This window comes from Pseudomonas sp., assembly GCF_028293835.1.
GTDB lineage: Bacteria > Pseudomonadota > Gammaproteobacteria > Pseudomonadales > Pseudomonadaceae > Aquipseudomonas.
This window is the reverse complement of the sequence record NZ_JAQGNX010000089.1, coordinates 21,100-41,527: the sequence shown is the minus strand read 5'-3', so window position 1 is coordinate 41,527 and position 20,428 is coordinate 21,100. Positions and strand designations below refer to the sequence as shown.

Below are 20,428 nucleotides of genomic sequence, written 5' to 3'. Positions count from 1 at the left end.
ATATTCAGGCAACGCTTCCATCAGAAGGTCGTTTTGAAAGTGAGGGTGACCATGCCACGGTCGGCGATTTGCGCGAACGTGCCGGCAAATGCGGTCGGTTGACCGGGCGTGCAGTTGTACTGACCGTTGGCACCTGGCGCGGAACCCCCACCCTGCGCTCCGCCCGGGGTCGCCGAGCCTGCCGCTTTACAGGTGTCAATGGCACCGAAGTTGTCCACGTATTTGAGGTCGAAGCGGTACTGGTTACGAATATCCATGCCGACACCGATCGAGTAGTTACCCGCGCCCTCGTTGCCACCCAACTGCACAGAAGATTCACCCTTTAGGCCGACGCTCACAGCAGCCGGCAAGTACATATCGACCCCAGGGAAGACCTGGTACCAGGTTGGGGTGAAGTTGACCCCTAGAACGTAGTTGTCTTTGGTGACCTTGTCGGCGCCGCGATACCAATCGTCACCTTTAAACAGCTGCTCATTCTCCGTCACGCTCAACCAACGGCTGTAGGCCAACTCCATCAACAAGGTTGAAGAGTCCCAAACCGGCGTCTTGGCAAACGTGGTCAGGCCGTTGAGCACGGCGTGCACGGTGTTACCCCGCGCTACGCCGTTTTCGCCATTGAAACTCGAAATAAAGCCAGGCAGTCCTGCGGCACCCGCAGCAGGGCTAACGGTCGCGGCAACGCTCGAGAGCGGCATGTTGTGCCGGTAGTTGACGTCCAGGCCAACACTGACACCTTCGATGCTTTTCGACAGGCTGACCCCATAGACGTCGATGTCATCGACGTAGAACTGGTTGTAGCTGCCGATGTTGCCGGAAAGCAGCTGTGCAGCCCCCACAGCAGTGGGCTGTAACACCACGTTCGGCAGAATGTCAGAGGTTTTGCGGTAGTAGAAGCCCAAGGTGCCGTCCAACCATTCCGGGCTCCATTTGGCCATCAAGCCGTAATCACCGCTATTGCTCGGGGTATAAGTGTGGCCCTCGGAAAGTCGCAGGTATTGGTTTGCACCCAACGGACCGGGTGTACCAAAACGCGGGTTGACCGCGCCGATGGCCGACAGGTCACCGCCGCTTTGCAAACTGTCGTTGAAACCCAGGTAAGTGCCGGATTCTGGTAAACGGGCGGCGTTCCAGTTCAGAAAGTACTGTGCAGCTAATGTCAGCTCAGAGTTAAGCGTCAGGCTAGTCGAGAGTTGCGAACGAGGGATAAACAGCTCCTTCGCTTCGGTACCCGGTACCGCCAGTGCCTTTGACAGGTCCAGACCCGACTGGCCGTAGTTGTTGCCGTGGGCCAGGGAAAGGATGCTTTCGCCCCAATACTGGGTGTGCTTACCCAGCTTGGCGCTGAGCAACGACTCGTCACCGATTTCCATGCTGGTGAATACGAAGGCGTCCAGCAGTTCGGCGGAAGGACCGTTGTAATAACGATTGGCGTAACTGCTCAATCGGTCGGAGTCCGGCTTGCCGTCATGCAGTTGGTTGGTCGACGCATTGTTGCTGCCAACGTTGTCGTAAGCATGGTCATACCAGGTGTTGGAGCTGAGACGAAAGCCCGACGTTTGCTTGTAGACCACGTCCATTTCGGACAATACATCGACTCGTTCAGACACGGGACTACCGGCACGAAAGTTGCGATCCCCGTCGTTGTTGTTCCACGAGTGTGAAAGTCGAGGGTCTGCGCTTTCCACGCGCTGGGCGTAGTTCATCTTTACGGTGTTGTCGAAACGAACAGCCAGGTCCGGGTCGCCGGTATCGATCTCAAAAGCATGGACAGGAGTAATGCCCAACCCAGCCATGATCGCTGAGGCCAGGAGCCCTTGGCGCAGATGTGGATGGCAGATCTTATTGTTGTTATTCATCTAACGGTACACCTTTCTCTGTGGTTCACGAAAAACCATTCATTGAATCCGCACGCATTGGAACCAAGCCGGATCTGAAGCTCAGATCGGTCGAGACTGTTGTACCGCGCGCAGAAAAAGGGTGCCGGTCAATAGGGCCAAATCGTCGGTCAGCGCAGAGCGGCCGTCGATTTACCTATAGGCATCAAGCTTGTTGGCGGAAATCGGTGGGCGACAATCCGGTCCAGCGTTTGAAGGCCCGGGTAAAGTTACTGGTATCACTGAAGCCCAGTAGAAAAGTGATCTCTGTCACGGGGCGTGAGAGCTGGCTCAAGTAGCTACAGGCCAATTCTTTACGGGTATCGTCAAGCAATTGTTGAAAGTGCGTACCGCGCTGGGACAGTTTGAGCTGCAACTTGGTCGGGCTCATGAACAATGCGCTGGCGACCCGATCCCGGGTGCAATCACCATCGGGCAGGAACTCGATAATTTTTTGCGTTACCCCAGTAATGACATCGTTTTTATCCAGCCGGGCCAGGTAACTGATGATGATGTTGTCGTTGACCTGGGCCAGTTCAGGGCACGAGCCGGTGAGCATCTCGAGCATATCGGCCTTGGCGAATACAAACAGGCCTGACGCGGCGCCAAAGGTCAACGGCGAGCGAAACAACGCTTCATAAGGTGCAGGGCCCTCGTGGGGCATGTCTCGGTGAAGCTCTATTCGCAACGGATTGAATTCAGGTTTGTGCAGCAAGCGCATGGTTCTGAGCAAAAAGCCAAAAAACGCGTCCTCGGTTTCGCCGCTGATTTCATCCAGGTATTCAAACCGCAACAGCACTTCATCATCGACTTCCGCGACGCTTATCTTCGCTACTTGCGACACAAGCCGAAAATAACGCTGCAACCGCCGACAAAAGTCCATCAGCGTGCCACTGGCTGCCAACGCATAGCCCAGGGCATGCATGTGGGTCAGGTGGATGAACTTGGAGACAACCAAGCCAAAATACGGATTGTGAGTCACGTCCACGCAGGCCCGGTACAACCGGGTAACGGTGGTGGTCGGGAGGCGCGCCATAGGGTCAGCGGACACCGCCATTGGAATGTCCATGGCCTTGAAAATCCGTTTGCTGTCGATACCGCTGGCATCCAGCGCCCGGGCGATTGCCAGGGTGTAGCTTCCGATGCTGGTGGGTCGCAGCGTTTCGTCACGCAACGTTATTTCAGTCTCATTGTTCGGCGTATCCGATTTCAATCCTGACATGTCCCTGCCCTGTACTCATTCGATGGTGAATACTCTAGCCCGCCAGCGTATCAGGTCAGTGCCCGGTACTGGAGCAACCGAGCGGGCTGACCGCTTTTATAGCGCCGTTTTGTACTGTACTGACTGTCGATCGGGTTGAATTGACAGGTGCCCGTTGCTTCATCGCACCACAATGCGCGTAACCGACCGGGGCACGGCTATTGGCGAACATTTGCAACCGCCCGCCAACTGTCTGCTTCTATAACAAGAGAGACAAGCATGAATGAGCACACCCTGTTCGATTACATCGTGATTGGCGGCGGCGCTGCCGGTTGCGTGGTTGCCAGTCGGCTTTCGGAAGACCCCGAAGTATCGGTGTGTCTGCTGGAGGCCGGTGGCCCCGACACCAATCCGCTGGTACACATGCCGGCCGGCGTCGCTGCCATAGTGCCGACGTCGATTAACAATTGGCAGTACCAGACTGTTGCGCAAACAGGCCTGAACGGACGCATTGGTTACCAGCCACGGGGCAAGACTCTGGGAGGAAGCTCGTCGATCAATGCCATGGCCTACCATCGCGGCCACCCTGAAGATTTTGATCGCTGGGCGGCGCTGGGCAATCCAGGCTGGGGTTATCAGGAAGTGCTGCCTTTCTTCAAGCGCGCCGAGCATAACGAAAATTTCAAAGACTCGCTGCATGGGCAGAATGGCCCGCTCAACGTGCGTTTCCACACGTCACCCAACCCGTTTGGCGAGAAGTTTGTCGAGGCCGGTGTGCAAGCGGGTTACCCGCCCTGCCCCGACCAAAATGGACCGACCATGGAAGGCTTCGGTCGGGTACAAGTGATGCAGATTAACGGCCAGCGCTGTAGCGCCGCTCGCGCCTACCTCACGCCCAATCGCGGCCGCGAGAATCTGCACATCGAAACCCACGCCCACGCCACACGCCTGTTGTTTCAAGGCAAACGCGCAATTGGTGTCGAGTTCGTGCAAAACGGCGTCAAGCGCGAACTGCGCGCCCGCCACGAGCTGATTGTCAGTTCCGGGGCGTTCAACTCTCCACAACTCTTATTGCTGTCAGGCGTTGGTCCTGCCTGCGAGCTGGAGAAGTTCAATATCCCCCTGGTGCATGAGCTGCCGGGTGTGGGGCAAAATCTGGTGGACCACATCGACTACGTGCATTCGTACCGGATTAACGCTCGGACACTGGTTGGCCTGTCACTGGTGGGCGTCTGGGACCTGATCAAAGCCGGGTTCAATTATTTCCGTCATCGCTCCGGAATGCTCACCAGCAATTTTGCCGAGAGCTGCGCGTTTATCAAAACCTCACCGGAACTCAGCCAGGCGGATATCGAATTGGCGCTAACCGTAGTGATGTTCGCCGACCACGGCCGCAAGTTGTACCGCGGTCACGGCCAGAGCGTGCATGCCTGTTTGCTGCACCCGAAAAGCATCGGTCAACTGACCCTTGCCAGTGCCGACCCAATGGCAGCACCGCTGATTGATCCGGCATTTCTGACCCATCCGGACGATATCCGGGTAATGGTCGAAGGCTACAAAATTATTCGCAAAGTCATGGCGACTCCAGTATTCCAGGCGCTGAAACCGCGCGACGTACTGGACACGCCCATGGAAACCGATGCCGAGATCGAGCACGTAATCCGCAACCGCGCCGACACCCTGTATCACCCCGTGGGCACCTGCAAAATGGGCGTCGATCCGATGGCGGTGGTTGATCCGCGTTTGATGGTGCATGGCCTTGAAGGTCTACGCGTGGTTGATGCCTCGATCATGCCGACTATCATCGGCTGCAGCACCACCGCTGCCACTATCATGATTGGTGAAAAAGCGGCGGATTTCATTCGCGAAGATTTGGCCGCATGGAGGAAAGGCCTTGAGCCAAGCGTACGTTATCAACCTGCGTAAGGTGCTGGCGTTGGCGGTGATCGCCGAAGTCGGCACCGGGATCGCGCTATTGGTTGCCCCCTCTCAGGTCAGCATCTGGCTACTAGGCACTGCGAGCATTGGCGTTGCTGATCAGTTTGCCCGCTTGTTTGGTATTGCGTTGCTGGCATTCGGCGCTGCGTGCTGGCCACCTGTTCCAGGCAGCGAACAAAAGCGGGCGATGCTGTTTTACAACGCGGCCGCTGCGCTGTACCTCATCTATATCGGGCTGGTCGTTGGCGGCGGACTGCTGCTATGGCCTGCCGTGGCTTTTCACATTGTTATGACCGGGCTGCTGGCTTATGCCTGGCATACCAGGCGTTGATATCTGGTGACGGACCGTTCTCAGGCAAGCCTGCTTCCACACATCGGTTGATGTCACTTTAGAAGCCTTGCCTGCGAAGTCGGCCCCCAACCGCTAAAAATCCATCTGTCGTTACACTTACTTAAGGGAGTCTTCCATGGGCGTATTGGACGGCATTCGGATCGTTGAAATTGCTGGTATTGGGCCGGGACCGTTTTGCGGGATGTTATTGGCTGACATGGGCGCCGAGGTCATCCTGGTCGAGCGCAGCAGCCCTAAAAGCAGCGACAACTTAAACCTGGGCAAGCACACCATTGTCAATCGCGGCAAACGCTCGGTTGCGCTGGACCTCAAAGACCCTGCCGCCATCGACGCCGTGCTGCGCTTGATCGAAGGCTCGGATGGGTTGATCGAAGGCATGCGTCCCGGGGTCATGGAGCGTCTGGGTCTCGGGCCCGATGTGTGCCTGGCGCGTAATCCGCGTTTGGTCTACGGGCGCATGACCGGCTGGGGTCAACATGGGCCGCTGGCTCAGTCCGCTGGACATGATCTCAATTACATCGCCCTTTCCGGTGCCTTATGGTTCTCGGGCGAAGCGGGTTCCCCACCGCTGACACCGCCAACTCTGGTCGGTGATCTGGGCGGCGGTGCACTTTATTTAGCCATGGGCATTCTTGCCGGTATTCTCGGTGCCCGTGCCACGGGCGTGGGGCAAGTGGTGGATGCCGCCATCGTAGATGGCAGCGCCAACCTGATGAACCTGATGCTGTCCGCACACTCAGCCGGTCAGCAGCCAATGGACCGTGGTACGGGTTTACTCGACGGTCCGCACTGGGCCCGCACCTATGCGTGCGCCGACGGTCTTTTTATCAGCGTGCAGGCGCTTGAGCCACAGTTCAACGCGTTGCTGTTCAACAAGCTCGGACTGGGCGATGAACCAGAATTCAAGCAGCCCTATGACGCTCGTCTCTGGGGACCATTACGTGAACGCTTGACGGGCCTGTTTGCAAGTCAGCCACGTCAATACTGGGTCGATTTGCTGGAAGGTACAGATGCCTGTTTCGCGCCGGTATTGACCCCGGTGGAAGCCTCGCTCCACCCGCACATGGTCGCCCGAGAAGTGTACAGCAGGCACAACGGAGTCCTCCAGGCCGCACCCGCGCCTCGTTTTTCCGCGACCCCAGCCACTGGAATCGGCGACGTACCCGGCCGAGGAGAACATGGCGCGGCTATTCTGCAAGCAGCAGGGTTGAGTGAGGCTGACATACAGCGCTTGATCTAGCGCCCCGTTCCCGACCCCGAGCCGGCGCGCAGCAAGTGCGCGCCGGCATTTAAATTCTTCGCAAATATAACGAGTTATACGTTATTTGACAGCAGTCAACGTGTTGGCGAGACTTGCAACCTGACCCGCCTCGTCAAGCCTCTCGCCAATACGTTATTGCCTACAGTGTCTTTTTCCGTCGGTAGCGGCGCAACGCAACAACCCCACCGATCAGCAGCAAAAAGCAGACAACAATCCAAGGCATCGCGGCTTTCAATTTAGGAATGAACACATGAACCAAGGCATAGATCTGGCCTTGGCGCTTGTAGTCATAACCGGCAGGCATCGGCAACACCCCGTTGTTGCGTGCGTAGTCAGCGTAATCCGCCTGCATGCTGGCGAATCGTTCAGGCATCTGGCTCTGCACATCGATGACTTCACCCGGATCGGTCGCAATATTGTATAGATGCCATTGCTCGTCTCCCACCGGCTTGAGATTTTTTACCAGCTTGTAGTCGCCCTTGAACAATGCCGAACTGCCGGACAACTCATAACCGATCGGCTGATCTGCCGGGTGCACCTGATGGGACTTGCCTTGCAGCACCGGCACCAGACTGCTGCCGGTCATCGGCAACACAGCTTTACCTTGATAGTGCCCGTCATGGGCTTGGACCCCGGCCAATTCCAACAGGGTTGGAACGATATCGGTGACATGGGTAAATGCTTGAGAGATCTGGTTGGCCTGGATACCGTGCCCGCCCGACACAATCAACGGCGTGCGCAGTCCGCCCTCCCCGGCGAAGAACTTGTAACCGCTCAACGGCGATGCCGACGCACTGGCCCAGCTTGGCCCGATAGACGAAAATGCGCCCTTGCTGCCCAAGCGATCAAGGTCGCGGGTGTAATTCATTTCCAGCCACAGTTTGAGGGCGAAAATATCATAGGGGTCGGTGGCTTCGCTGCCGTTGTCGGAAAGGAATACAAATACCGTATTGTCGTACTCATGCATGGCCTTGAGGCGTGTAATCAAGCGGCCTATTTCGCGGTCCATCGTTTCGGCCATGCCGGCATACACTTCCATGCGTCGCTCTTCATAACGCTTTTGCTCGTCGCTCAAGGCATCCCAGTTGTCAGTGCTGGCCATCGTGACCATACCGCTGGTGGCGGGAATCAGGCCTAGCTCAACAGCACGGGCCCGTCGTTCATTACGTAACGCCGTCCAGCCGTTCTTATAGCGACCCTTGTACTTATCGATGACGTCCTTCGGCGCTTGCACAGGAATGTGGTTGGCCTGAAAACCCAAGTAGGCAAAAAAAGGTTTTCCATCGCGGTTATCCGCTTCAATGTCTTTGAGGGTTTGATCGACTATAAACGTCGAGGAGTAATAGTCTTTGGGCAGGTGCGCCTCTTTACCGTTCTCGAACCAGGACGCTTTGTTGTACAGGAAAATGTAAGGCCGTTCTTCCCAGTTATCCGATCCACTGTCAGCCTGGATGAACGAGCGCTCGAACCCACGATTACTGGGCAGCGTATCGACGGTTTTGCCCAAGTGCCACTTGCCGGCAATGTAGGTGTGATAGCCGCTGTCCTTGAGCATCGTCGCGATCGTCACGGCATTGTCGTTAAGAACGCCGCTGTAGCCAGGCTTTCCCTGATGTTCGGACGGCATGGCTTCGGGCATGTTGCCGACACCGTTGAGGTGATTGTCGACGCCAGTCATCAGCATTGAGCGCGTTGGCGAACAGGACGCGGCCACGTGGAAGTCAGAGAACCGCACGCCCTCCTTCGCTAACTGGTCGATGGTTGGCGTAGAGATTTCGCTGCCAAACGAACCGACATCGCTGTAGCCCCAGTCATCAGCCACCAACACCACGATGTTAGGTCGCCCCTTGTCCGCCGCGCTGACGCTCAATGTAGCTATAGCCGCGCATACCGCGACGACTAAAGCTTTGGGTAAAGCTCTCGACATAAAAATGCCCTGCAGATGCATGACAAGCTCCGGAAATTGTTATTTTTTTAGAGGGTGTGAAGCCGATTTCAGCGCTTTAACAAAAAGCCCATCAAGCGTCGAAACAGCGGGCCATGGGGCGGCCGAACCATGGCCATGACGTCGAAGCGTGGCGGTGTGAAGACTGAGCGCTGCAGGCTGAACGCTCTGAACCCGTAACCGCCGCGATAATGGCCAAAGCCGGAATTGCCACATCCACCGAAAGGCAGGTCGGCCTGAAACAGGTGCTGCATGACTTCGTTGATGCAGGCGCCGCCCGAATGGGTCCTCTCCAGTACGCGCTTGGCCTCGGCACGGTCATCGCCGAAGTAATACAGCGCCAGCGGCCGCGGTCGGGCGTTGATGTAGTCGAGCACTTCATCGAGGGTTTGATAGCTACGAATCGGCAACAGCGGACCGAACACCTCTTCTTGCATCGCCAGGGTCGTGTCCGGCGGATCGACCAACAACGTGGGGGCGACTTTACGAGAGTGACTCAGGTCCTCGCCCGCTGGATTGACCTCGATAATGCGCACCCCCTGCTCGCGAGCATCGCGCACGCAGCGTTGCATACGCTGGTATTGCCCGGGCGTGGCCATGGCTGTGTAGTCGGGGTTGTTAAGTAGGGTCGGGAACATGCGCTGCAATTCCAGCTGCATGCTGGTCAACAGGCGCTCGCGGTCGTCCTCATGCACCAGGACGTAATCTGGCGCAATGCAGGCTTGCCCGCTGCTGACACCTTTTCCGCCCCAAATCCTGCGCGCGGCGTTGTCCAGATCAGCGCCTCGACCAATAATGGTCGGTGACTTTCCGCCGAGTTCCAGGGTCAGCGGCGTCAGGTTCTCTGCCGCAGCGCGCATTACCAGCCGGCCGACCCGCGGGCTGCCAGTGAACACCAAGTGATCCAGCGGCATGCTGGAAAAAGCCGCGCCCAGCTCCGCACCGCCCATGAACGCTGCGACTTCAAGCTCGTCAAACGTATCAGCCAACAAATCAATCAACAGATTGGCGGTCGCTGGCGACTGATCGGAAAAAATGATCATCGCCCGGTTACCCGCCGCCAATGCTTCCGCCAGTGGACCCAGCGCAATGGCGATAGGAAAGTTCCACGGCGAGATAATGCCAATAGTGCCCAGCGGTTGGTAATGGATGGCGGCTTTGGCACCCAGCCATCCCCCACCCAACTCCGCGCGGCGCCGTTCCGGGCGCATCCAGCGACGGACATGCTTACGCGCATATTCCAGTCCACGTACTGGCAACAACACATCAGCCAGCAACGACTGATCATGGCTGCGCCAGGTGAAGTCGCTGGCAAGTGCTTCGCACAGATCTTTTTGATTGTCCACCAGCAGCGAGATCACGCGATTGATCCGTTCGATGCGCAACTGGGCTGAAGGCGGACCCTCCACCAAAGAAGCCGCTTGCTGACGGGCAAGCACGGCACGTACCAGGGATATTATGGAAACGGGGTCCATGTCGGTGCTGGAATCATTGTTCAAATCGGTCAGTTCCGAGTACATGGTCAGTGCTCCTGGCAGCAACATGGCTGCCTGATAATGCATCGCCATTGTGGGAGCGCGCTTGCCGCGATGAAGCGCGAAGCGGTCCCAAAATGTCAAAGCCGATGCCAGCGGTAAGCATTACGTTACTGCGCAGGCACGTTCGGCCCGACCAATTCGAAGTCGGGCGAAAACTTGTCCAGCGAGCCCAGCACGCCGTAAACCGCCAGCTTACTGCCGTCTATCTTCAGGTCACCTTTGAACACCGCTTCAACCGGAGATACTTGCTCGGCCAGAATCGCATTCAGCGTAGCGCGGGTCAGGGTCAGGGTGGCGTCGGCATTATCGGCGCGGTCGTCGGCGACGTAGGTCAGCGCCGAGTTCTCCAGATTGAGCACGTAGTGTTTGCCCGATTCACCAATATCAGTGAAGTTCCAGTTGAGCACGATGTGCTTACCTTCAACCTCTGACGCTTTCAGTCGTACGCCGAGGTAGTCGAAGATGTTTTCAATGGTCAGCGCTTTTAGCATGTCGGGGCTGGCTGTGCGCAACGGCGAAGCGAGTTTTTTGCCGCCGCTGCGATGTTCCATTGCGGCCGCCAGGTAACTGTTGCGTTCCACCGCCGACTCGGCCTGATAACCCAATTGTTCCAGCGCATCTGCTGCCAGGTCCCGTGCTGCCTGATTACTCGGCTCGGCGTAAATCAAATGGCTCATGGCTTGGGCTACCCAACGGTATTCACCGTTGGCAAAGTCAGCGCGGGCGTGGGCTAGCACGGCGTCGGCACCGCCGCCATAGGCGACAAATTTCTTGCCGTAATCGATGTTATTCAAAGCATCAAGGTTGGCCGGATCCGAGTCGTACCAGCCCATGTACTGCTGATACACCGCTTTGGCGTTGCGCTGCACTGAACCATAAAAGCCATGAGTAAAGGCTTCACTGGCGAGGCTCGCAGGGACATGGGCGCGCATGTATTCGGCGATCTCGACCGGCTTGTAACCCTTGTTGACCAGGCGGAGCGACTGATCGTGCAGCCACTTGTACATGTCCCGCTGTTTGGACAAGTAATTGACTACCCGGGTATGACCAAACACTGGCCAGCCATGTTGTCCCACCAGCACTTCAGCGTTCGGCGCAAAGGTATGCAGCGCCTCGTTGAGGTACTTGGACCACGCCAGACCGTCGCGAACGGTAGCGCCGCGCAGGGTCAGTAATTGGTGCTGGGTTGGCAGCGCCAGTTCACCGGTGTCGAGCACCTTGAACTGCGGGAAATAGTGAATAAATTCTGCCGGGGCTTCGGTGCCGGGGGCCAGCATGTTAACGATCTCGACGCCATCAATCGTGACGCTCTCAATCGGCTGGGTCAATTCACGGGTCGGCGCAATCAACGTAATGGTGCCGTTTGACAACGCCTTGGCGCCGCCCAGGTCAATTTGCCCTTGGGCGCTGCGCGGCAGGGTAGTGCCAAACTGGTATTCGGCGCGGCGGCTCATGGCGTTACCGGCCATCACGTTCTCGGCAACGGCGGTCTGCATAAAGCCTGCGGGGGCGATAATCTGCACTTTGCCGGATTTGACGTCCGCTTCGTCGACGATCCCGCGAATGCCCGCGAAGTGGTCGACGTGGCTGTGGTTGTAGAACACCGCCACCACCGGCTTGCGCGGTCGATGCTGGTAATACAACTCAAGCGCCGCGTGAGAGACCTCGGTCGCCAGGTTGCAATCGACGATAATCAGGCCGGTCTGGCCCTCAATGATGGTCATGTTGGTCAGGTCGAGGCCGCGCACCTGGTAGAAACCATCGGTGACCTTGAACAGCCCGTTGGACATGCTTTTTTGCGCCTGTACCCACAGGCTCGGATTCACGGTGGCCGGTGCATCCGGGGCGCCGAGGAACTCGTAACCCTTAAGGCTGTACACCACATGACCATCGGCGGCGGTAGTTTCGGCGTCAGGAATGCTGGCAACGAAGCCGTGCTGAATGTCGGCTTCAACCTCGCGATCCACCGGAGGCATGCTCTGCAGCGTAGCGGCGTTGACCGCGATGGTCGCCTCCGTCGCGGGCTTCTGCCCACCCTGCCCGCTGCTGTTATCGCCCGGCTGCACGTGAGCGCTGGTCTGCGCCCTGGACCACTGCAGCGCGCCGGCAATGCTGGCGGCCAGGACCGATACCGTCAGCAGAACGCGAAGTTTCTTCATCAGCAAACACTCTCTAATTGTTATGAATTCCTATCCCGATGATGCAAGCAAGCATCCCTGCCCCGCCTGTCATCTGAATCATTTCGCCAGTCTTCGCAAATCCGCTGCATTCCTCGTCTTAAAAAATCACCCACGCAACGGACCACCGCTTTCGTTGCAATGACCTGCGGCACCTTCCAAGGCGTTCCTACTATCGCTCCCATCAACTGACTTGCGCACGGTGCAAGCCATGCCCCTACAAACACAAAAAACGGGAGTGGTCATGAGTGACGATGTCTTGCTGTACGAAACGGTCGGCCCTGTTGCGCGCCTGACGCTCAACCGCCCTAGAGCCATGAATTCGCTGAACCTGGCAACGCTAGCGGAACTTGAGCAACGCCTGAGCCAGATCGCTGGCGATGACGAGCTGCGCGTGGTGATCCTCACCGGAACTGGCCCTGCCTTCTGTGCCGGCGCCGATCTGAAAGAAATACTGGCCGGCAGCAGCTTGCCTGCGGGGGAAGCGGATTTTCTTGATCGCGCCAACGTGGTTTTCGGGCGTTTGCGTAACTTTCCTAAACCCGTGATCGCCGCGCTAAACGGCATCACTATGGCCGGCGGCCTGGAACTGGCCATGTGTGCCGACATGGTAATCGCTGCTGAAAGCGCGACGATTGCCGACGCCCACGCGAATTTCGGCGTCTACCCCGGCGCCGGTGGTGCTGCGGTATTGCCTCGCCTGATTCCGCTGAACATGGCGATGTACTTATTAATGACCGGTAAATCCTTGTCGGCCATTGAGATGAAAGCCTGCGGGCTGGTGTGCGAAGTACACGCCGACACCGAACTCGCGGATGCCGCCTTGGCGCTCGCCAAACAAATTGCCAAAAAAAGCCCAATCGCCCTGCGCCGTATTAAAGAAGTTGCACGGGCGTCGGCTGACAAAACCCGCGATGACGCCTTGCTGCACGAGCAAGTGATGCTGCGCCAACACCTGCGAACCGCCGACTTTCAGGAAGGCTTGCAGGCGTTCGGCGAGAAACGTACCCCACTCTTTACAGGCCGATAAGCCCGCGCATCGTGGCTTCAGACGACGTGAAACCATCAGGCACAGGAACAAACACATGAATGACATCTATGTAGTGGGCGTTGGCATGACCCCTTTCGGTCGCTTGCTTGAGCGCACGGTCTACGACATGGTCGAGGAAGCCGTGGGCCTGGCCCTGAAAGATGCCGGAGCCAGCACCACTGATATCGGCGCGGCGTACTACAGCACAATGACCAATGGCCTATTGCAGGGCCAGACCGGCATTCCGGGGCCGATTGCCATGCGCCGGTTGGGTATCGAAGGTATCCCGGTTTTTTCCGTAGAGAACGCCTGTGCAGCGGGCTCCTCAGCGTTCAACCTCGCGACTTTGGCTTTACGTGCAGGTCAATGTGACATCGCCCTGGCGGTTGGCGCGGAAAAAATGAACATCCCGGACAAGGCCAAAATGTTCTCGGTGTTCGACGGCGGCTGGGACGTGTCCACGGTCGAGCACAATAAAAAGACCTTGTTGGCCATGGGCGAAGGCATCGTGCCGCCGCCGGGCACTGTTTCAGAACGCCCTTATAGCGTGTTCATGGACGTCTATGCCGCCATCTGCCGAAACCATATGCTGCGTTACGGCACCACCCAGCGGCAGATCGCAGCCGTCGCCGCCAAGAACCATCAGCATTCGGTACACAACCCGCTGGCGCAGTTCCAGCAAGCGTTCAGCATCGAAGAGGTCTTGGCTTCGCCACCGATCTGCTACCCGCTGACCACCTTGATGTGTTCCCCCATCAGTGATGGCGCGGCCGCGGTAGTGCTGTGCAACGCCAACGGTCTGAAACGTTTGAACAACGCCGGTGGCCGGGCTATTCGTGTGCTCGCCAGCATTGTTCAGACCGGCTCCTCCCGGGGGCTCGACGAACCGGAAAAAATCGTCGCCCACCTTGCCGCGCAAAAAGCCTACGCCCAAGCCGGAATCGAGCCCAAAGACGTCGACGTTGCGGAAGTGCATGACGCCTCAGCCATTGGCGAAATCCTCAATGCCGAATCCCTGATGCTTGTGCCATTCGGCGAAGGCGGTCCCGCTGCCGAACGTGGCGATTTTACGGTAGGCGGCAAAATTCCGATCAATCCCTCAGGCGGCCTGGAATCCAAGGGCCACCCTATCGGCGCTACCGGTTTGGGACAAATTCACGAACTGGTCACGCAACTTCGGGGAGAGGCTGGCAAGCGCCAGGTCGAGGGTGCCCGCGTTGCCATCCACGAAAACGGTGGCGGTCTGTTTGGCATCGAAGAAGCCGTGGTCGCCGTCAATATCTTTGCCAGAACCTAACCCTTAATAATAAATTCTGCAGGAGAAGCACCATGGGACATGTCATGCGCACCCCGGAACAACTGGAAGCTGTCGAGAGCTTCCGTCGTTTTCTTTCCGACAAAATCGATCCGGTCTTCAACAAGGAATACCGCGACAAGTTTGTCCCCAAGGAGAAGATGGCGGAGGTCATGCGCCAACTCTCCGAGTTCGGCATGGTTTCGGGCGCGGTCAGTGAAGCCAACGGCGGCCTGGGTCTCGACTGGCCCACCATGACCATGTTGTTCGAAGAAGTCGCCGCTTGTTCGGTCGACCTCTCGACGCCGGTAGTGATCAACTCTTTTGGCGCGCAGATGCTGGAGAAGCTGGCGCCGGATCACCTCCGTGAACGCTACCTGCCCGGTTTGATCAGCGGTGATTCTTTCGTCAGCGTCGGCATTTCCGAACCCGACGTCGGCTCCAATGTGCTGGAAATCAAGACCCGCGCCCGCCGCGACGGTGACGACTACATCATCACCGGCGAGAAGACCTGGATCAGCAACGGCTCCTACTCTGACTTCCTGATCTGCACCTGCCGCACAGGTGAAGACCCGCGCAAAGGCCTGACCCACTTTCTGCTGGACCGCAAAGAGCATCCGTACGAAGTCCAGAACATCCACAAGATGGCGTGGAACAGCCAGTCAACCGCGCAGATTTTTCTCAACGATGTTCGCGTACCGGCCAGCAACATCATCGGTGGCGAAGGACAAGCGCTGAAAAACACCCTGTCGTTCTTCGAGCGTTCGCGAGTGTTCGTCGCCGCCCAGGGTCTGGGTATTGGCCGCCGCGCCCTGGAAGAAGCGGTGCGTTATGCCAAAGAGCGCAAGCAACACGGCAAGCTAATCGCTGGGCACCAGTTGATCTCCGCGATGCTTGCGGAAATGGCCACCAACGTCGACGCCGCGCGTTTGCTGACCTACCGCGCCGCCGAGATGATAGGCGCCGGCATTCCCGCTGAAATGGAAGCAGCAATGGCCAAGTACTTCGCCTGCGAAGCAGCGGTGACCATCGCCCGCCAAGCCGTGCAGATCCACGGTGGCGCAGGCGTCACCACCGACTTTCTGGTCGAGAAGCTCGCCCGCGAAGCCATCATTGTGCCGATTCCTGAAGGTACCACGCAGATTCAACAATTGATCATCGGCCGCGCCCTCACCGGGGTTAACGCGTTCTGATTAACCATCAGTTCGGTACCTAACGACAATAATCCGGCTCTGTAGAGCACGGAAAGCGAACAAGGACACATCATGCGTATTCAAGACAAAGTCATCGTGATCACTGGCGGCGCGTCGGGCCTGGGTTTGGCGACAGCGCGCTACATGGTTGAAGAAAAAGCAGCACGCGTGGCGATTTTCGACCTCAACGTTGAAGCCGGCGAGAAGGTAGTGGCGGAGATTGGCGCTGATCGCGCGATGTTCGTGCAGACCGACGTCAGCAGCGAAGAGTCGGTGCAGCACGCAGTTGATGCGGTCATGGCGAATTTTGGCGCAATCCACGTGTGCATCAACGGCGCCGCGATTCCTACTGGCTTCAAAGTGCTGGGCAAAGAAGGCAAAGCCGCCCCGCTGTCGCGCTTTGCCCAGGCCACGGCGATCAACCTCAATGGTGTGTTCAACGTCATGTCCAAGTGCGCCGAGCACATGGCCAAGAACGAAGCCGAAGGCGGTGAAGAACGTGGCGTAGTGATCAACGTCTCGTCCGGTGCTGCTTACGAAGGCCAAATGGGCCAGTGCGCTTACTCCGCCACCAAAGCCGGTGTGATCGGCCTGAACATGCCTGCCGCTCGCGAGCTGGGCGCCATTGGCGTGCGAGTCAATGCGATTGCCCCTGGCCTGTTTTTGACCGCGATGGTCGCGGCGCTGGACGAGAAAGTGCTGGCCTCCCTGAAGGAACAAATGGAAGCCCCCAAGCGTCTCGGCGATCCCCGTGAATTTGCCCATTGCTGTGCGTTTCTCATTGAAAACGCTTACGTCAACGCCGAAACCATCCGTCTCGATGCCGCCTCACGCATGCGCGCCAAGTAAGCCAGCAGCAATGGACTTTCTGAAAATAATAAGAGCTATTTAACCATGAAGATGAACTTTTGCAGGGTCATGCGCTTATTGGCGCTTCGTTATGGCGATCAGGAAGCCATTGTTAACCTCGAACGTAATCGACGTTACAGCTATGCGCAATATCACCTGCTTAGCAACCGCATTGCCGACGTCCTGACCACCCGGTTGGGGATCGGCAAAGGCGACAGGTTTATGCTGATTCTGGATAACGACAATCTTAGCTTGATGATGTTACCTACCAGCTTCAAGCAGCACGGAACGGTGGTGATGACCAATCTGCGGGACCCGCGAGAAGAGCATGCGCGGCAGATGGAGTTGGTCAAGCCCAAGGTGGTGTTCCTCGAAACTCGCCTGCTCGACAGCTACTACGACACCCTGTTGGATAATGGTTGCCAGATAGTGGTCATGGACCCGCCTTCCCCTGAACAGGCGTCGCGCGCGGGGGTTCATTGTTTCTGGTCATTGGTGGACGACGCCTCGCAAAACGATAACGCCGTTGAACTGGACACCGACGAACACATTTGCATGGTGCGCTTTACCGGTGGCACCACCGGCAAGGGCAAATGTGCGATGTACTCCATCGACAACCTGATGGCCACCCGCGACAGCGGCTTCATCAATACTGATTTCGCGTTCAATGACACCACCCGGCTGCTGCATGTATCGCCCATCTCCCATGGCACCATGATGACGTTCATGCCGACGTTTTTTGCTGGCGGCGCCAACATAACCCTGAATCAGTTGGACATGGAAAAGTGGCGGCAGGTGGTGGAGACCGAGCGGGTCACTCATTCATTTCTAGTGCCGACCGTGCTCTATCGTTTACTGGAACTGCAACGGGCAAGTCCCAGAGACTTTTCTTCCCTGACCACGCTGGTCTACGGCGCGGCCCCCATGAGTCCGGACAAGCTAGGCGAACTGGTAGCTTGCTTCGGGCAGATTTTTGTCCAAGGGTATGGCGCCACCGAAGCGGCGATGTTTGTCTCAGTGCTGGGCAAGGCTGACCACAACCCGAACGATCCGGCCGCGATCAAACGTTTGTCGTCAGCGGGACGCGTTACACCGGGTGTCGAAGTATTCATTGCTGATGAACAAGGCCATCCGTTGGCAATAGGCGAAACCGGCGAAATCCGTATTCGCTGCAAAGGGGTGATCAAGGGCTACTACGAAAACCTTGAAGCCACCGCCTCGGAGTTTGACAACGGCGCATGGAAATCCGGCGATCTCGGCTACCTTGACCAGGATGGCTACCTGTTTATCGTCGACCGGATCAAAGACATGATCATCAGCGGCGGTTTTAATGTGTACGCGGTGGAAGTGGAGGCAGCATTGGCGGCGCACCCAGCGGTATTGATGGCAGCGGTAGTCGGCATCCCCCACGCCGAATGGGGCGAAGCGGTGCATGCCGAAGTGATACTGCGCGCTGACGTGAACGTTACCGCAGAAGAATTGATCGCCTTGGCCAGAACCAGACTGGGCAGCTATAAAGCACCCAAATCACTGGTTTTCGTTAGCGACTTGCCAACCTCAGTAGTCGGCAAGGTTTTGCGTCGACAAGTGAGAGAAAAATACTGGCAGGGAGTTGCGCGAAAAATCAGCTGAAAGGCCAGCAGGGTGAAGTTGCATTAGGATTCATCGGCATAATCAGATCGTTGAGGGAGTCGGCTTGCCTGCGAACGCAAAGAGCTGTCGTGGCTGGGCTATGGCGATAGACCGATTACCCGACCTAGCCGATCGCTTGAAGATCGTTGAGCGGCGTGTAAGCTTGATCCGTCACCTCCCGGGTCAGGAAGTCGATCAGCACCCGGGCTGCAGCCGATAACTGGCGATGAGGCGGGAAAATCACCGAGAACGGTCGGGACCGTCCACCCGACTGTTCGAGCAGCGACACCAGCCGTCCGCTTTGAATACGCTCCCGAACAATAAAGTCGTAGGTCTGACAGATCCCCATACCGTGCTCGGCCAAGGACACAATGCCCAGCACGTCGTCCGACACCTGAATGCCCGCCTCAGGTATCCACTCCCGATAAATCCCCTGTTCGCGAAACAGCCAGGTGCCGATCCTGCCGCTGCTGGGCATCACAAAGGGCAGGCAAGCATGCGCTGACAATTCATCCACACTGCGCGGCGTCCCCGCACGTTGCAGGTAATCCGGCGCGGCGACCACACACAAACGCGCATCCTCAAGTTTGCGTCCAATCAGGCCACTGTCAGGTAATGGCCCAAGGCGAATCGCCAAGTCATACCCTTCGGCCACCAGATCCACATTTCGATTGCTGATACTCAATTCGATGCGCACCTGCGGGTACTGCCGAGCAAAGCGGCAGAGCAACGCCGGCAGCCGATAATGCCCGTAAGTTGTCGGCACACTGAGGCGCACACGGCCAGTCAACGCGCCTTCCTGCCCTTGGATGGTCCGTTCTGCATCATCGATCATCGAGAACGCCGCGCGGGACTGCTCGAGGTAAAGCAGACCCGCCTCGGTCAGGCTCAAGCGCCGCGTCGTGCGCCGTAACAACTGAACACCCAAGCGTGCCTCCAGACGAGAGATCGCCCGGCTGACCACTGACGGGGTGGTCGCCAGAAACACGGCCCCAGCGCTTAGGGAGCCCTTCTCCACCACCGTGATGAACACTTCTACGTCAGCGAGATAGTCGAATCGACGGCTCATCTTTACCTCCAAAGAACAGATGATTTTCTTTGGAGCGAGTTTATCGCCCATGAAGGCATGAATATAGTCGTATCAACGATCCGGCGACTGCCGATCAATCCCCGCCACTGCTCGGAAATCCTATGCGTCCTATCACCCGACTCGCCCTTGCAATGACACTTTGCACCACGGCCTTCAACGCCCAGGCCAGCAATGTACTGATCGTGCTGTCAGATTCGGACCACCTCGACCTGAAGGACAGGAAGGTCTTTGCGACCGGCTTTTACCTGAACGAATTGATGCAACCGGTAAAAATGCTACTGGATGCCGGGCATTCGGTGACCTTTGCAACGCCAACGGGCAAGGCGCCGACGTTGGACAAATCGTCCACCGACAAAGCGTATTTCAACAACGACGTTGCGGCACTGCAGGAACACAAGGCGCTGCTGGAACACCTCAAGATCACCTCGCCGGGTGAGTCACCGGTCATTAGCCTGTCGCGGATCGAACAGATCGGCTACGAGCACTTCGATGCTGTGTATATTCCCGGTGGCCACGCACCGATGCAGGATCTGCTGCACAGCGCCGAACTCGGAAAACTGCTGAACAATTTCCATGCGCACAGCAAGACAACCGCTCTTGTTTGCCATGGACCGATTGCCCTGCTGTCGACGCTGTCCAACCCGACCGCCTTTACTGAGCAACTCGAAACGGGCACCAACGCTGCGACCTCGGGCTGGACCTACGCCGGCTACACGTTCACGGTCATCAGCAATCAGGAGGAAGAACTGGCCAAGGGATTATTGGGGGGAGGCGCCATGAAGTTCTACCCGCAAACGGCACTGGAACAAGCCGGCGGCGTATACAGCAGCAACACTTCACCCTGGACCAGCCATGTCGTCATCGACCGCGAATTGGTGACCGGGCAAAACCCTGGTTCAGCGCTGGACGTGGGCAAGGCAATACTCCATCGTCTCAAGTCCCAGAGCCAAGCCGGAGGCTGATCCCGGGGCAAGCGCGCTCTATACGGCGTCGAAGACGGGGCGAATCTCTTATAAATATGAAGCACGCGCTGGTATTGACCTACAGAATCATG

Annotated in this window: 15 protein-coding genes; 9 read left to right on the top strand and 6 right to left on the bottom strand. The window is 57.6% G+C overall.

Going from position 1 to position 20,428, the window contains the following annotated elements; all coding sequences use genetic code 11:
* Positions 1 to 20 precede the first annotated feature (20 nt).
* Together JWR17_RS11715 and JWR17_RS11710 are read right to left on the bottom strand one after the other, a co-directional pair.
* On the bottom strand, positions 21 to 1,856 hold the full coding sequence (locus JWR17_RS11715) for a DUF1302 domain-containing protein (RefSeq protein ID WP_299831499.1): 1,836 nt from the start codon (positions 1,854 to 1,856) through the stop codon (positions 21 to 23).
* A gap of 184 nt (positions 1,857 to 2,040) precedes the next feature.
* On the bottom strand, positions 2,041 to 3,096 hold the full coding sequence (locus tag JWR17_RS11710) for an AraC family transcriptional regulator (RefSeq protein WP_299831496.1): 1,056 nt from the start codon (positions 3,094 to 3,096) through the stop codon (positions 2,041 to 2,043).
* A 258-nt stretch (positions 3,097 to 3,354) separates the two neighbouring features.
* Here JWR17_RS11710 and JWR17_RS11705 point away from each other — a divergent pair, with 258 nt between their 5' ends.
* The 3 genes from JWR17_RS11705 (at position 3,355) to JWR17_RS11695 (ending at position 6,605) form a co-directional block, all read left to right on the top strand.
* Entirely contained in the window at positions 3,355 to 5,001 is a 1,647-nt protein-coding gene (locus JWR17_RS11705; RefSeq protein ID WP_299831493.1) for a GMC family oxidoreductase N-terminal domain-containing protein, read from the top strand.
* Positions 4,970 to 5,344, top strand: a complete 375-nt coding sequence (locus JWR17_RS11700) for a hypothetical protein (RefSeq protein WP_299831490.1) — start codon at positions 4,970 to 4,972, stop codon at positions 5,342 to 5,344. The genes JWR17_RS11705 and JWR17_RS11700 overlap by 32 nt, the downstream gene beginning before the upstream one ends.
* A 136-nt stretch (positions 5,345 to 5,480) precedes the next feature.
* Positions 5,481 to 6,605 carry a CaiB/BaiF CoA-transferase family protein gene (locus JWR17_RS11695; RefSeq protein WP_299831487.1) on the top strand — a complete coding sequence of 375 codons (1,125 nt, stop codon included), beginning with the start codon at positions 5,481 to 5,483 and terminating at the stop codon, positions 6,603 to 6,605.
* A 160-nt stretch (positions 6,606 to 6,765) separates the two neighbouring features.
* On the opposite strand, the gene JWR17_RS11690 is transcribed toward JWR17_RS11695, so the two are convergent.
* From JWR17_RS11690 to JWR17_RS11680, 3 genes are all read right to left on the bottom strand, one after another.
* Positions 6,766 to 8,574: an arylsulfatase gene (locus JWR17_RS11690; RefSeq protein WP_299831484.1), complete on the bottom strand. Its 1,809-nt coding sequence runs from the start codon at positions 8,572 to 8,574 to the stop codon at positions 6,766 to 6,768.
* Between the two features lie 47 nt (positions 8,575 to 8,621).
* A complete protein-coding gene (locus JWR17_RS11685) occupies positions 8,622 to 10,091 on the bottom strand; it encodes a coniferyl aldehyde dehydrogenase (protein WP_299831481.1) in 1,470 nt (489 codons plus the stop codon).
* A gap of 125 nt (positions 10,092 to 10,216) precedes the next feature.
* Entirely contained in the window at positions 10,217 to 12,268 is a 2,052-nt protein-coding gene (locus JWR17_RS11680) for an alkyl sulfatase dimerization domain-containing protein (RefSeq protein ID WP_299831478.1), read from the bottom strand.
* A gap of 262 nt (positions 12,269 to 12,530) precedes the next feature.
* On the opposite strand from JWR17_RS11680, the gene JWR17_RS11675 reads away from it, so the two are divergent.
* From JWR17_RS11675 to JWR17_RS11655, 5 genes are all read left to right on the top strand, one after another.
* Positions 12,531 to 13,316 (top strand): enoyl-CoA hydratase/isomerase family protein, encoded by a 786-nt coding sequence (locus JWR17_RS11675; RefSeq protein WP_299831475.1) that lies wholly within the window; start codon positions 12,531 to 12,533, stop codon positions 13,314 to 13,316.
* Positions 13,317 to 13,371: 55 nt separating this feature from the next.
* Positions 13,372 to 14,613, top strand: coding sequence for a thiolase family protein (locus JWR17_RS11670; RefSeq protein WP_299831472.1), 1,242 nt, complete (start codon positions 13,372 to 13,374; stop codon positions 14,611 to 14,613).
* A 32-nt stretch (positions 14,614 to 14,645) separates the two neighbouring features.
* Positions 14,646 to 15,803, top strand: coding sequence for an acyl-CoA dehydrogenase family protein (locus JWR17_RS11665; protein ID WP_299831469.1), 1,158 nt, complete (start codon positions 14,646 to 14,648; stop codon positions 15,801 to 15,803).
* A gap of 72 nt (positions 15,804 to 15,875) precedes the next feature.
* Positions 15,876 to 16,652, top strand: a complete 777-nt coding sequence (locus tag JWR17_RS11660) for an SDR family NAD(P)-dependent oxidoreductase (protein WP_299831467.1) — start codon at positions 15,876 to 15,878, stop codon at positions 16,650 to 16,652.
* Between the two features lie 45 nt (positions 16,653 to 16,697).
* Positions 16,698 to 18,284 (top strand): AMP-binding protein, encoded by a 1,587-nt coding sequence (locus JWR17_RS11655; protein ID WP_299831464.1) that lies wholly within the window; start codon positions 16,698 to 16,700, stop codon positions 18,282 to 18,284.
* A gap of 124 nt (positions 18,285 to 18,408) precedes the next feature.
* On the opposite strand, the gene JWR17_RS11650 is transcribed toward JWR17_RS11655, so the two are convergent.
* The gene (locus JWR17_RS11650) at positions 18,409 to 19,353 is read right to left on the bottom strand and encodes a LysR family transcriptional regulator (protein WP_299831461.1); all 945 of its coding nucleotides are present in this window, start codon (positions 19,351 to 19,353) and stop codon (positions 18,409 to 18,411) included.
* A gap of 122 nt (positions 19,354 to 19,475) precedes the next feature.
* Between JWR17_RS11650 and JWR17_RS11645 the strand changes: the two genes are divergently transcribed.
* Positions 19,476 to 20,336 carry a type 1 glutamine amidotransferase domain-containing protein gene (locus JWR17_RS11645; protein ID WP_299831458.1) on the top strand — a complete coding sequence of 287 codons (861 nt, stop codon included), beginning with the start codon at positions 19,476 to 19,478 and terminating at the stop codon, positions 20,334 to 20,336.
* Positions 20,337 to 20,428 lie beyond the last annotated feature (92 nt).